Origin of the sequence: Roseicyclus sediminis (assembly GCF_025515305.1) — a bacterium.
Lineage (GTDB): Bacteria > Pseudomonadota > Alphaproteobacteria > Rhodobacterales > Rhodobacteraceae > Roseibacterium > Roseibacterium sediminis.
This window is the reverse complement of the sequence record NZ_JAOPHT010000003.1, coordinates 336,282-349,685: the sequence shown is the minus strand read 5'-3', so window position 1 is coordinate 349,685 and position 13,404 is coordinate 336,282. Positions and strand designations below refer to the sequence as shown.

9 protein-coding genes are annotated in these 13,404 nt (G+C 70.3%); 2 read left to right on the top strand and 7 right to left on the bottom strand.

The features are described from left to right. Positions 1–55 precede the first annotated feature (55 nt). From addA to regB, 7 genes are all read right to left on the bottom strand, one after another. Positions 56–3,460, bottom strand: coding sequence for a double-strand break repair helicase AddA (gene addA, locus N8I71_RS06545; protein WP_262877243.1), 3,405 nt, complete (start codon positions 3,458–3,460; stop codon positions 56–58). Between the two features lie 5 nt (positions 3,461–3,465). Beyond that, complete coding sequence (addB, locus tag N8I71_RS06540) at positions 3,466–6,456, bottom strand: double-strand break repair protein AddB (protein WP_262877140.1); 2,991 nt, start codon at positions 6,454–6,456, stop codon at positions 3,466–3,468. Continuing rightward, positions 6,440–7,141: an NTP transferase domain-containing protein gene (locus tag N8I71_RS06535; protein ID WP_262877139.1), complete on the bottom strand. Its 702-nt coding sequence runs from the start codon at positions 7,139–7,141 to the stop codon at positions 6,440–6,442. Before N8I71_RS06535 ends, addB begins: the two co-directional genes overlap by 17 nt. Then, positions 7,138–8,112: an aminoglycoside phosphotransferase family protein gene (locus N8I71_RS06530; RefSeq protein ID WP_262877138.1), complete on the bottom strand. Its 975-nt coding sequence runs from the start codon at positions 8,110–8,112 to the stop codon at positions 7,138–7,140. The genes N8I71_RS06535 and N8I71_RS06530 overlap by 4 nt, the downstream gene beginning before the upstream one ends. Beyond that, a complete protein-coding gene (gene tsaE, locus N8I71_RS06525; RefSeq protein ID WP_262877137.1) occupies positions 8,109–8,669 on the bottom strand; it encodes a tRNA (adenosine(37)-N6)-threonylcarbamoyltransferase complex ATPase subunit type 1 TsaE in 561 nt (186 codons plus the stop codon). The genes N8I71_RS06530 and tsaE overlap by 4 nt, the downstream gene beginning before the upstream one ends. Before the next feature lie 41 nt (positions 8,670–8,710). Continuing rightward, entirely contained in the window at positions 8,711–10,399 is a 1,689-nt protein-coding gene (locus N8I71_RS06520; protein WP_262877136.1) for a PAS-domain containing protein, read from the bottom strand. 125 nt (positions 10,400–10,524) lie between these two features. Beyond that, a complete protein-coding gene (gene regB, locus N8I71_RS06515; RefSeq protein ID WP_262877135.1) occupies positions 10,525–11,928 on the bottom strand; it encodes a sensor histidine kinase RegB in 1,404 nt (467 codons plus the stop codon). A 95-nt stretch (positions 11,929–12,023) separates the two neighbouring features. Here regB and N8I71_RS06510 point away from each other — a divergent pair, with 95 nt between their 5' ends. Both N8I71_RS06510 and N8I71_RS06505 read left to right on the top strand, forming a co-directional pair. Beyond that, positions 12,024–12,668, top strand: coding sequence for an SCO family protein (locus N8I71_RS06510; RefSeq protein ID WP_262877134.1), 645 nt, complete (start codon positions 12,024–12,026; stop codon positions 12,666–12,668). A 132-nt stretch (positions 12,669–12,800) separates the two neighbouring features. Further along, entirely contained in the window at positions 12,801–13,358 is a 558-nt protein-coding gene (locus tag N8I71_RS06505) for an ActR/PrrA/RegA family redox response regulator transcription factor (RefSeq protein ID WP_262877133.1), read from the top strand. Positions 13,359–13,404 lie beyond the last annotated feature (46 nt).

Below are 13,404 nucleotides of genomic sequence, written 5' to 3'. Positions count from 1 at the left end.
GCCCTCCTCGGGGGTGTTCATCGGGGGCCGAAAGTAGGTAGCGGCCCTTGCGCAGTCAAGAAGCCCTTGCGCGCGACAATGCTTCGGACACCAGATCGTGCGGCAAGGGCATCAGTGTCGCGTTGCGCGACCACAGGACGGCTGTGGCGATTTCGCGCCCCGGATAGATCGCGCCGAGCATTTCGGCATAGGCCCCCATCTGCCGCAAGATACCCTCGGGAACGCCCTCGGCACTGGCGGGAACCTCGGCGTTGGTCTTGAAATCCACGGCAAGCACTTGCGCCTCGCCCACGATCAGCCGGTCGATCGCACCGAGGAGCGGGACGCCCAGCGCCGCGCTGTCGGCACAAAGCTCCACCTCGGCCAGCGTGCCGGGCGCGAAGACATGGGCCAGATGCGGCGCGGTGAGGACGGCCTCCGCCTCCGCGTAGGCCTCGGCGAGCTCCGCCTCGCCGATATCCGGGGCCTCGAGCCCGGCGATGCGCGGCGCGGCGGCGCGCCATCCGGGCGCGGGAAAGCGCGGCAGGTGTTCGAGCAACAGGTGCACCAGCCGGCCCCGCCGCAGCGCCGCGTCACGTCCGGCGGACCCGGCGCCTTCCGTGAGAATCGCCTTTTCACCGCCCAGATCGGACGGGGAACGCGCCACCGCGTCCCTCGGAACAGGGGCGGCGGCGACCTCGACCCAGCCCGGAATCCCCGGGCGGCCCGGAATTTCCCCGGTCGAGGACGCCCTCGGGCCTGCATGTGGCAGATCCCCGACCTGAAGCCTCAGGCCACCCTCGCCGATGCCCTCCACCGTCAGAGGCGCGGCGCCCAGCGCCTGCAGTCCATCCTCAACGGCGGCATACCAGGTCTTGGTCGTCCCGCTTCGTGCCTTGCCCGCCGCCGCCACGATCAGCCAGCTTTCCGCGCGCGTCAGCGCCACGTAGAGCAGGCGGTTACGCTCTTCCTTCAGGCGCGCGTCGGTCTCGCCCAGCGCCTCGCGGATCGCATCGGTCGCATCGGCCTTCGAGGGCGACCAGCAGACCGTCCCCCCCTGCCCGGCCACCAGCCGGATCGCCTCACGCCGTGGCTGCCACTGACCGCTGTCGGGCAGGATCACCACGGGCGCCTCCAGCCCCTTCGCGCCATGCACCGTCATCACGCGGATCTGCCCCTTGGCCTGCGCGAGGTCGCGCTTGACCGTGACCTCCCCCGTCTCCAGCCAGCCGATGAAGCCGGTCAGGCTCGGCACCTCCATCCTCTCGTAGGCCAGCGCCTGCGCCAGCATCGCGTCGATCCCGTCCTCGGCTTCCGGACCCAGCCGCGCGGCGAGGCGCCGGCGCGCGTCGTGCCGGATGAGCGCGCGCTCCAGCAGGTCGTAGGGCCGCTTGAAATCGGCCTCCTTCCGCAAATCCGACAGCATCGCGTGGGTTTCCGCCCAGGCCCCGCGCTCGCCCGCGCGGGCCCGGAGCGCTTCCCACAGGTAGCCCCTGCGCCCGTGCGCGAGGCGGAAGAGGTCATCCTCGCTCCATCCGCCGATGGGGGACCGAAGGACGGCGGCAAGCGACAGGTCGTCCTCCGGCGTCGCGAGGAAGCGCAGCAGCGCCAGAAGGTCCTGCACGGCGAGCGGTGCGGTCAGCTCGCTCCGGTCGACGCCCGCGACCGGCAGGCCCTTGCGTTTCAGCGCACCGATGATCTGCCGGAACAGCGGCGAGCGGCTCCGCACGAGGATCAGGACATCGCCCGCCTCGACGGCGCGCCGTCCGTCCCGGGTTTCGATTTCGGGGCGCTCGATCTCCAGCATGTCGTGCAGCCGGTCGGCGATGACGGAGGCCAGAACGCTGTACTGGTGATCCTCGTCCACGAGATCGCGCGGATCGTCCCAATCGGGATCCTCGATCTTCTCCGGGGGCGGCACAGGCGGCCAGAGGTCGACGCGGCCGGGTTTGGCCGCGAAGAAGGCCTTGTGTTCCATCCCGTCGCCCGCGCTGAGGTCGGCCCCGGGGCCGCAGACCCTGTCGACAATCCGGAGGATCGCCGGAGAGGAGCGGAAGGAATGCTCGAGCTCTCGGACGGCGAAGGGCAGCCCGATACCGCGGAGGCGTTCCTGGAAATGTTCGCGCATCCGGTTGAACCCCTCGGGGTCCGCGCCCTGGAACGAATAGATCGACTGTTTCCTGTCACCGACGACGAAGATCGTGCGTTGCACATCGGCCCGCGCGCCCTCGCCGGCGGCGAAATCCTCGGCGAGACGCTTGACGATGTCCCATTGCTCGGGGCTGGTGTCCTGCGCCTCGTCCACAAGGATGTGGTCGATCCCGCCGTCGAGCCGGAACAGGACCCATTGCGCGATCCCCGGCGCGCTGAGCAGGCCGCGCGTACGCGAGATCAGGTCGTCGAAATCCAGCCAGCCGCGCGCCGTCTTGGCCTCGGCATAGGCAGGCAGGAAGGCGGCCGCGAAGCGATGCAACGCATGGGTCCGCCGCGCGGTGAGAAGGCCCGCGCGGAGGGGGCGGGCCGCCTCCACGCGAAGGCAGAGATCGACGAAGGCCGCCATCGCGTCCGGGCCGATGGCGTCGCGAACATCGGCATTGCCGATCTTGTCGCCCTTGGCGGCGAAAGGAACCTTCGCGCCCTCGCCGGTCAAGGCAACCTCCTCGAGGTCTTTCAGCGCATCGAGGGTCATCGCCTCCCACGGCATGTCCCGCAGGACACGGTAGGGCTTGGCCTGTTGCTTTCCTTCCGGGTCGAGGCGCGGCCAGACCGCATCGCAGATGTCGCGTTCCTCGCCAGTCAGGACGGCGGCGAGAACACCCTCCTCCGTCAGCCCCGCGTCGATCCCCAGGGCGGCGCAGATCCCGTCCCAGCCCAGCGGCTCGGCCAGCCCCTCCGCCTCGCGGGCGGCGGCGCGGGCGAGGTCGAGAATACCGTCCTCGTCGCCGAGATATGGCACGACCGCGTCGATGGCGTCGCGCCGCGCCGGATCGTCGGCCATCTCGTCCAGGATGTCGGCGATCAGGCGGGCCTGCACGCGCTCGTCGATCTCGGTGAAGCCGGGGCTCACACCGGCCTCCAGCGGAAAGCGGCGCAGGACCGAGGCGCAGAAGGAATGGATCGTCTGGATCTTCAGGCCGCCCGGCGTCTCGATGGCCCGCGCAAACAACGTCCGCGCCCGCGACAGCAGGTCCGGCGTCAGGCTCGCCGTCGGCACGCCGACCAGTGCCAGCGCGTCGCGCAGGTTCTCCGGCGGCATCATCGCCCATTCGCCAAGACGCTTGAACAGGCGGTTCTGCATCTCCATCGCCGCCGCCTTGGTATAGGTCAGGCATAGGATGCGCTCGGGCGGCACTTCCTGCAGGAGAAGCCGCGCCACGCGGTCGGTCAGCACCCGCGTCTTGCCCGAGCCCGCATTGGCCGAAAGCCATGTCGAGACATCCGGCGCGGCGGCCTCGACCTGGGCGCGGGTGGCGTCGTCCATCGGGCTCACGATCCACCTCCCTCGGCGTCGCCCACGGGCAGGAGCACGGCGTCCTCGGTCTCGTCCCATTCGCCGTAGCGCGCGAGCTGGTCGTAATCGCCGCTCCAGCGGACGTTCTTCAACGCTCGGCGCGATGGGTAGCCCTTTGATGGCGAGAGGAAATGCCCGATCAGGCGGCGGAACCCGCCAGTGATCTCCGCAAGGTCCGATGGTGCGGGGTCATGGGCGATGATCTCGGGCTGCGCGCCGAGGCCGATGTAGGCGATGCGCGCAGTCTGGAGCGGCCCTTCCTCTCCGAAGGCGCCCTCCGCCGCCATCGCGGCCTCCAGCCAGAGCTGCTTGGAGAAGGCGCGCTCCTCCTTCTCGGTCGGCGGTTTGCCGGACTTGTAGTCGTAGATCGCGACGCGGCCATCGGGCAGCCTGTCGATCCGGTCGGCCTTGCCCACCAGCGTGACGCCAAGACCCGGAAGGGCCCAGGCGCCCCGCGCCTCGCGCAGCCAGGACGCCGCGAAGTCGCGGCGCTCGGCCTCGGTCGAGAGAAACCAGGGCGCCACGCGGGCCAGCCGCGCATGCCAGAGCCGCCGCGCGGCAGGCCACGGGGCGGCATCCTCCAGCACGGCGTCGGCGATGCGCAGAAGCTCGGCCTCGGCGTCCTTGGGGAGCGTGTCGGGGAAGGCCGCGCAGAAGCGGTCGAGAATATCGTGGAGCGTCGAGCCGCGCCCGGCGGCGTCGGGCTGCGGCCGAAGCGGGTCGAGCGGCCTCAGGCCGAGGACCCTGCGCGCGTAGACGGCGTAGGGGTCGCGGATCAGTGTCTCGACCTCCGTCACGCTGATCTGCCGGGGTCGGGCCGCGACCGGCGGGGCCGGCGCCGGTCGCGGTGCGGCGGGCACGTGCGCCGCGGGCCGCAGCACGGCCTCGGCTAGGGCGATCCAGCATTCCCCGCGATTTCGCATCTGCTCGAGCGCCGCCTTGGAGGTCTCGCTCGCCCCTTCGAGCAGGTTGGTGATCCGGTTCAGCCAGCGGGACGCGACCGTGTCCGTCTCGGCATCGCGCCGGGCGCGGCAAATCCAGACCTCGGGCGCGGCGATGGCCTGCTGGAAATCATGGGCCGACAGACCGATCACCCGGTCGGGCAGCCTCAGCCCGGCGGTGTCGCGCAGTGGACGGTTCAGCCAGGGGTCGGCCTTGGGCGCGGCGGGCCAGGCCCCTTCGTTCAGACCGGCGAGGATGAGGAGATCGGCCCCCTGAACCCGCGCCTCCAGCGTGCCCCAGACCTGGATCAGCGCGTGAGGACGCAGCACGGAACGCGCCTCGCGGTCGGCCGCGAGCGCCGTGAAGAAATCGGCGTAGTCACGGGCGTTCATCAACCCGCCCGATCCGGCCTCGACCGTCAGATCGGAAACGAGTTTCGCCGCCGCCTCGCCCGCGTCCTTGTCGTAGAGCCCCCCCGAGCCGTCCTGCCCAGGCCCTGCCGCAAGCGCCTCGGCCATGGCGACATGCGCCGCGACGCGATCCGCGAAGGGAAGCGGCGCGGTATGGCGCGGCCCGAGGAGCACGGAGGCCACCCACCCGGCCCAGGCCAGCGCCTCGTCCCGGTCCGCCCCGGTCCGCGCGGCTGCCCAGTCCGCAAGCGTCGCCGGCACCGCGAAGGCGACGCGACCGCGCAACGCATCCAGCTCGAACTCGCGGGAGAACCGCAGATGCGGCCCCCGCTCCACCCCGCTGTGGCACAGCGGATGGGAAAGGAGTGCCACGAGCATTTCCGCATCCATCGGCCCGCACTGCGCCTCCGCCACCATGCGCAGGAAGCGTCCGGGCGTCGTGAGGCCGAGGGGTTCGCCACCGCTGTCGTCCGGCAGGATGCCCCAGCGGTCGAGCGCTGCGGCGACCTGCCTGGTCAGAACGCGGTCGGGACTGACGAGCGCGGCGCGAATGCCCCGTTCGGCCGCCTCGCGCAGGCCGAGCGCGATGGCCGTGGCCTCGGTCTGCGGGCTCGGCGCCTCGAGAAGGGTCACACGGGCCAGTGCATCCGGCAGATCGGCGAGCTTCGGACCCTCCTCGCGCCACTGGTCGGTGACGGGCGCGGGGCGGAGGGCGAGCGACACCATCGCGTTGCGCGCCGCGCTGGCGGGTTCCATGGCGGGCGCCCATTCGGGAATCTCGGCCGGCGCGAGGCCCGCGGCCTCCGCCACGCGGGCCAGGCGGTATTGCGGATGGTCCTCGCCGCCAAGCCCGGCCCGCCGCCGTTCATCGAGCAACCGGGCCCAGATCTCTTGCGGCATGTCGCGATCGAGCCCCGGCAGCACGACCGCGCCCTGCGGCAGCCGCGCGACCGCCTGCATCAGCCGCGCCGTCGCCCCACGAGACCCGGTCGACCCCGCCACGATCACCGGATGTTCCGGCGGCGCCTCGGCCCATTGCCGCGAGAGGCGGTCGACCAGTTGCGCCTGCCGCGCCTCGCCCGTCAGCGCGGCATCGGCGCCGAAGAATTCCTCCACCACGGCGAGCACCGCCTGCGAGCGCGCCCAGTGGCGCGACTGCGTCCCCATGTCGAGCGCTGCGATCATCTCGGGTGTCACCCGCTCCTCGAACATCTCGCCCATGAGATCGGCAAGGCTGTCGGCCAGCGGATAGATGGCGGCGCGCGGCGCAAGCTCGGGGTCGGAATCGATCAGGCGCCGCACGAGGTCGGCCAGTTTCAGCCGGAGGCGCAGGGGCGGCATCGCGGGCGGCAACCCGGCCAGGTCCCCCGCCTCGGACAGCGCCGCGACGGTACGGATGCGCGGCAGGAACCCCGCCCCGCGCGCGAGGTAGAGCGCCTGCAAGCGCCGTTGCATCCGGGCATTGGCGACATGAACCTCGACCCGTGCGATGGCCTCGGGAGGCTGGCCCTCCAGACGCGCGTCGAGACCCGCGATCAGCGCGGCGCAGAAATCGACGCCGAGGGCCGTGGCGAAGATGCGCGGCGTGACCGCCGGCTCAAAGATCCGCGTCATGGCCCAGCATCTCCTCGGCCGCGGTGATGCCGCCCGGATGGCCCACATCGGCCCAGCGCCCCGCGTGCATCATCCCGAACAGCCGCCCTTCGCCGCGCATCTCCTCCCAGGTGTCCCGGAGCGGGAAGATCCGCGCCGGATTGGCCGCGATCCGCGCCGGGTCGATGACCTGCGCCCCCACGTAGACCGCGCCATCGGGGCCCTTGTCCCACACGAGGCGCCCGTCTCCGCCGCGCGCGAAATCGCCGCCACCCTGCCGCCCGACAGCCGCGCCGCGTGGCACGAGCGCCAGCAACGCCTCCATCCTTTCGGGGTCCCACACCCGGACAAGCGCTGCGAGCGGCGCCTCCCCTTCCCATACCGCGTCGGCATTGAGCGTGAAGAGCGGCCCCTCCCCGAGGACGGCAAGGGCGTTCTTGATGGCTCCGCCACTGTCGAGGATGTCGGGGCTTTCGTGCAGGACATGGACGTCGGGTGCGTGCACGCGCAGCCAACCGGTCAATGCCTCCGCCCGGTAATGCGCGTTGACCGCAATGGGACCGGCACCGCCGGCCCGTGCCGCGGCGAGCGCGTGGGCGATGAGCGGCATGCCCGCCACCTCGATCAGCGCCTTGGGCCGGTCGCGCGAAAGCTCTCCCATCCGGGTGCCGAACCCGGCGGCAAGGATCAGGCAAGGCAGGCTCATGCCGCCGCCTCCGGCCACTGCGCCGTGTGCGCCAGCAAATCGAGGACGAGCGGGCCGAGCGCCGCGAGCCGCGGATGCCCCGCCGCGCGGGCGAGGAGCGTCCGGGTCCGCGGGATGAACCGCGCATAGGACGGTCGCCCCCGTTCCACTGCAAGGCGGCGGAATATGCCCAGAACCCGCAGATTGCGCTGCAACGACAGGAGGTCGGTTCGGAACGCCATCTCCTCCACGTTGACCCCGCGGGCCGCGGCATAGGCGGCAACGAGGTCCCGGCGCCATGTCTCGGGCACCTCGCGCCGCGGGTCGTCGAGCAGCGACGCGAGGTCGTAACCATCGGGCAGGAGCAGCGCGTCCTGGAAATCGAGAAGGCCGATCCGTGCGAGACCGGCCTCTCCCGGTCTCCACATCAGGTTGTCGCCATGCACGTCGCGGAGCGAGAGGACACTTGTCCCGGAAATCGCCGAAAGCTGCGCGATCAGCGCCGCGCGAAGCTCGGGCCACAGCGTGTCGGCGCCCCGCAGCGCCTCGAAGGTCAGCCGCGTCATCTCGGCCATTCCGACGGGATCCGGCCGCTCGAGACCCTCGGGCGGCGTGGCTTGCGCGACATGGGCCAGGACCCCGACGGCCGCGCCGTAGGCGTCCCTCGCCGCCGGATCGGCGATATCGAGCAACCGCGAGAGAGGGAGCTGGCCCAAGTCCTGCAGAAGCATCAGTCCCGCCTCCGGATCGACCGCCATCTCGGCCGGCGCGGCCAGGCCCTGCGCCCGGAGCCACGCACCGATGTCTCGGAACGCATCGAACTGTCGGCGCGCCACGTCCGAGGTGGCGACCGGCGCCGCCATCAGGATCGCCGTGGCCCCGTCGCCCCGGCGGAGCCGCAGGTAGGACCGGTCCGAGGCATCGGCATCGATCGGCAGACCCTCCGCCCCCGACCAGCCCGCAGCGGCGAGAAACGCGTCCCGCGCCGTCATGCATCCGCCCCCTTCAGGAGCGGTGAAAGCCGTTCGGCCAGCGGGTTGCCGGGGCGCGCCCACAGCGTCAGCGACCTTGCGTCCTCCTCGCCGCGCGGATCGGGAGAAAACCGCAGGAGCACCGCCGCCTCGGGCCAGTCGGGCGCCAGTCGCTCGGGCCATTCGACGAGGCACCGCGCCTCGTCCATGGCGAGATCGAGGCCCAGCTCCCGGATCTCGCCGGGTCCCGACAGGCGGTAGAGATCGGCGTGCCAGATCTCGCCGGTCTCCGTCTCGTAGGCCTGAACCAGCGTGAAGGAGGGGGACGGGATGTCCTCGGCCGCGCCGGCGGCACCCAGCGCATGACGGATGAAGGCGCGCGCGAAATGCGTCTTGCCGGCGCCGAGATCGCCCGAAAGCAGGAGCGTGTCGCCCGGCCTCGTCGCCTCGGCCATGCCGGCGGCGAGGGCGTCGGTGTCCTCCGTCGAGCCAAGCCCGCAACGGACCCAAACAGCCCAGCCGGGTGGCGCCGGCCAGCCGTCCGAAGCGGCATCATGCGGGAGGGTCGGGGACATCATGATGCCGAGTCTAGCCTAGGGATCGGCCGCCGCAACCGTCCTCAGGCGGCGCCTTCCCCACGGCCGGACGCAACCGGGCCCGCCGGCTCCAGATCGGTGCGGGCCGGCCCCCTGTCCGGGAGCCAGGCGGACAGGGGGTCGTCGTGGCCTGCATCGCTGCTCAGGAACCAGACGATCGTGTGCCCGCCCTTCAGCGGGGCGACCCGGCACAGCGCCTCGCCACCGGACCGCGCAATCACGGACTCCGACCAGGCGGCGCGATCGGTCTCGTGCTGGGCGAACTGGCGGATGTCACCCCAAAGACCGGTTGGCTCGAACGCGGCCTCCCAGCGCCGGGTCGCCTCGATCAGCGAGGTCGCCGGACCGCTGCCATTGCCCCGCCACATCGCGTTGTAGGCGGCGTTGGTGCGAAGAACCCGCCCCTCGCGGTCGAAAACGGCAAAGGCCGCGGCCATGTCGTCCAGCACCGAGCGGTCGAGGTCGAGGTCGGCACGGAACCGGCGCGTGACGGACATTTCGTGGCTGATGTCCTCGAACATGAACGCCACCGCCCCGTCGGGATGGGGCCGGCCGGTGACACGCAGGCTCTCGCCCCCCGGCAGCGTCCAGAGCTCGTGATAGGTGCCCTTCTCGGCGCCTTCCTCCAGCCGCGCGATATCCTCGCGCCAGCTGTGGTAGTCGCGTGGCTCCGGCATCCGGCGCCGCTCGCGGAGCTGGTCGAGGAAGGCGCGCAGCGTCGGGCGCTGGCTGAGGTAGCCCGGCTCGAGCATCGAAAGGGCGACGAGGGCGGGGTTGAACATGACAAGCTCGCGCCTGCGGTCGAAGACGGCCAGTCCGATCGGCAGGGACGCGAAGGTCTTGGACAGCGTCTGGACGAACTCGCGCAAGGCCGCCTCGGCATCGACAAGCCGGTCCACGGGCCGCGCGCTGTAGTATACGGTGCCGTCCCCCAGAGGCATCGCGGCGACCTCGAACCAGAGCGGCCTGGTGCGATCGGGCAGGGCCACGCTGCAGCGCCGGAGGCTCCCCTCGGCGGGGTTGGGGACAAGCTGATCCCCGAACAGGGCCGGCAAAGGCCAGCCGACCTCGTCGCCCGAGCGTCCCGTGACCTGCGCCGCGAGATCGAGATAGGGCGGATTGGCCCAGATCACGCGATGGTCGTCCGTTTCCTTCCACTGCACGGCCGCCGAAAGCTTCAGCGCGCGGCGCAGCGCCTCGGCTTCCTCCTGCAGGGCATCGAGCGCACGGACATCGACCATGCGCCGGCCCCCGGTCTCGTCGGCCGGGGTAACCGTGACGCTCAGGCGATCCTGCAGGACACGGCCCGCCACGGCCAGGGCGTCGGGCCCGAGGTAACCGACAAGGAAGAAGGCCTGACCGCGCCGGAACAGCGCCGTCATTCGCGCGGGCAGATCGGGATGCAGCACCGAGAGCGCCTCGGTCAGGGTGGCGAAGGCGTTGGCGGGGTCCGTGCCGGAGCCGAGGAAGGCATCGTCGCGCTCGGTGCCGGACAAAAGGTGGCCGTCGCGGAATTCGTAGACGCGCGGCAGATCGAAGGCGGTGTCACAGCCGAACGGGTCGGTATCGGCGGTCAGCGGAACGGGCATTGTCCCGGGTCGCGCGCGCGCCGCAGCGCGTTGCAGATACCCCGTCAGCACAACCGCAGCCGCTGCGGAGAGCAGACTGATCGCCGCGAACAGAACATATGCAACGCCTTCGGTCAGGTTCATCCCCGCCCTCCGAGCCGCCCCAAACTCCGCGCCGTCACCCCAGCAATGCAGTCAATGCGTTAACGGGTCGTTAACGGGCCGTTAAGAATGGTGAAGACGGGACGCGGCCCGCCGTCGCAGGTGGCTCAGACCGCGATGGGCTGGTTTTCACCAAGCGGGGCGTTCGCCTCATCCTCGAGAAGACCGATGGCCTCGTGCGGCCAGATCACCTCGACCCGCGCGCCCCCCTTCTCCTCCATGTCTTCCTGGGCGAGGAACGGGTCCGACGCATTGAAGAAGGCGACCGTCGCGCCCGACCGCTCCAGAAGCGTCTTGGCGATGAACAGTCCAAGGCCCATCCCCTCGTAGCCCGGTCGCGCCATGTCCGGCGCTCGCGACCGGCGGCGCAGGAACGGATCGCCGAGCCGCCCGAGCATGTCCTGCGGGAACCCCGGGCCATCGTCGGTAATGACAAGCCGGATCGTTCCCGCGCTCCAGGTGCCGTCGATCCAGACGGTGCCCTCGGCGAAGTCGACGGCGTTCTGCACGAGATTGCGGAGCCCGTGGATGATCTCCGGTTTGCGCCAGACGATGGGTTGTCCCTCGGGCGCGCCCTCGCCGGCGGCGAAGTCCATCTCGATCAGCACGCCCCGGTCCGCGTGGGGTTCGGCCGCCTCGCGCACAACCGCGCCGAACGGGGCCGAGCGCATGTGGAGGTCATCCTTCCCGGCCCGTCCCATGGAGCGCAGGATATCCCGGCACCGGTCCGCCTGCTGGCTGATGAGCATGGCGTCTTCCGCCAGTTGCGGCTGCCCCTCGAGTTCCTCGGCCAGCTCGGTCGAGACCAGCTTGATCGTGGCAAGCGGCGTGCCCAGTTCGTGCGCCGCCGCCGCCACCACACCGCCGAGGTCGGTCAGCTTCTGCTCGCGGGCCAGCGCCATCTGCGTCGCCAGCAGCGCCTGGCTCATCGAATGGCTTTCCTGGGTGATGCGCCGGGCATAGGCCGACAGGAAGATGATCCCGATGGCGATCGAGATCCAGAATCCCAGGATGAACAGGTCCGGCAGTTGCAGAACCTCGCCGGTCGTCAGCGTCAGCGGAACGTGGAAATAGGCGAGAAGCGAGATCAGAACGATCGCCAGCGCACCGAGGATTGTCGTCGAACGCATCGTCAGCGCCGTGGCCGAAATGGTCACCGGCGCGAGAATCAGAAGCGCGAAGGGGTTGTTGAGTCCCCCGGTCAGAAACAGCAGGAACGACAGCTGCGCGAGGTCGAACAGCAGCGTCAGCATCGCGTCCCGGTCGCTCAACCGCTGGTTCTCGGGGAAGATCGACATGGCGATCAGGTTCGAGATCACGCTCGCCCCGATGGCGAGAAAGCACAGGCCAAGCTCGACCCGCAGCCCCAGATAGAAACTGGCGATGACGACGGTCGCGGTCTGGCCGAGGATCGCCAGCCAGCGCAGCACGAGAAGCGTGCGCAGCCGAACCCAGTCGCTGCGCGTGTCCTGGCGCACAAGCTCGAGGGCGGGATCTATGAGGCCGGCCATCAGGGGCGTTCCGTCGCAGTTGGTGGATCGTGAATTGATAGGTCCGCACGCCTAGGTATTCAACGTTGCAGTCGCCGCGAACGGAGCCCGACACCGTGACACGCCTTTACGCCCTCGCATCGGTCGCCCTCATCGGTATCCTTCTGGCTGGCGTCGGCCTGGCGCTGTGGCTTGGCCGTTCCGACCCGTCCGAGGACATTTTCGCCCAGTGCCGGACAAGCGTCGTCGCCGGCGGAAGCGCCGAGATCGGCGGGCCGTTCACGCTGGTATCCGAGACCGGCGAAACCGTGACCGACGCGGATGTCATCACGCAGCCGACGTTGCTCTACTTCGGCTACACCTTCTGCCCGGATGTCTGCCCTCTGGACACAGTGCGCAACGCCGAGGCGGTGGCGATCCTGGAAGAGCGGGGCATGATGGTGCAGCCGGTGATGATCACCGTCGACCCGGAACGTGACACGCCGGAGGTGATGGACGACTTCACCGCCAACATCCATCCGCGGATGCTGGGCCTCACCGGCACGCCCGAGCAGACCGACGCCGCCGCGCGCGCCTACCGGGTCTACTACCGGATCAATCGCGACGGCGACGACCCCTATTACCTCGTGGATCATTCCGCCTTCGCTTATCTCGTTCTCCCGGACTATGGCTTCGTCGAGTTCTTCAACCGCGACGTCACTCCGGCCGAGATGGCCGACATAACGGCATGCTACGTCGAGGCCGCGGCCGCCGCGAACTGACGGCTGCGCGCCCTTCGGTCGAAAAAGGCCCCGAAGACCGGGCGTTTGGCCGACACAACCTACACGCGACAAATTGACCCCCGTCTCCCTTGCTCTATAGAGTTGTGGAGGAAACGACCGGAGGAGACGCCCGTGAGCCAGGAACGCACCTTGAGGGATATCGGACCCGACAAGTCCCTCCTGCTTGTCGACGACGACGAGCCCTTTCTGCGTCGCCTCGAACGCGCGATGGAGAAGCGCGGTTTCGAGGTGGAGGCGGCAAGCTCGGTCACCGCGGGCAAGGCCATCGCAACGGCGCGTCCCCCGGCTTATGCCGTCGTCGACCTGCGGTTGGAGGACGGCAACGGGCTCGACGTGGTGGAAACCCTGCGGGAGAAGCGTCCCGACAGCCGGATCGTCGTGCTGACGGGCTATGGCGCCATCGCAACCGCGGTCGCCGCGGTGAAGATCGGCGCGACCGACTACCTGTCCAAGCCCGCCGATGCCAACGACATCACCGCCGCCCTTCTCGCCGACGAGGAAGAGATGCCGCCGCCGCCGGAAAACCCGATGTCGGCCGATCGCGTGCGTTGGGAGCATATCCAGCGCGTCTACGAGTTGTGCGACCGCAACGTGTCCGAAACGGCGCGGCGGCTCAACATGCATCGCCGGACGCTGCAGCGCATCCTCGCCAAGCGCAGCCCGCGCTGACACGCCGGCCCCGGAGGTCCGGCCAGGTGTTTGGGCGGGACCCCAA

Bases quoted from the DNA above. Each gene is read 5' to 3' on its own strand.
- addA (WP_262877243.1), bottom strand. From the start codon at position 3,460: ATGGACGACGCCACCCGCGCCCAGGTCGAGGCCGCCGCGCCGGATGTC.
- addB (WP_262877140.1), bottom strand. From the start codon at position 6,456: ATGACGCGGATCTTTGAGCCGGCGGTCACGCCGCGCATCTTCGCCACG.
- N8I71_RS06535 (WP_262877139.1), bottom strand. From the start codon at position 7,141: ATGAGCCTGCCTTGCCTGATCCTTGCCGCCGGGTTCGGCACCCGGATG.
- N8I71_RS06530 (WP_262877138.1), bottom strand. From the start codon at position 8,112: ATGACGGCGCGGGACGCGTTTCTCGCCGCTGCGGGCTGGTCGGGGGCG.
- tsaE (WP_262877137.1), bottom strand. From the start codon at position 8,669: ATGATGTCCCCGACCCTCCCGCATGATGCCGCTTCGGACGGCTGGCCG.
- N8I71_RS06520 (WP_262877136.1), bottom strand. From the start codon at position 10,399: ATGAACCTGACCGAAGGCGTTGCATATGTTCTGTTCGCGGCGATCAGT.
- regB (WP_262877135.1), bottom strand. From the start codon at position 11,928: ATGGCCGGCCTCATAGATCCCGCCCTCGAGCTTGTGCGCCAGGACACG.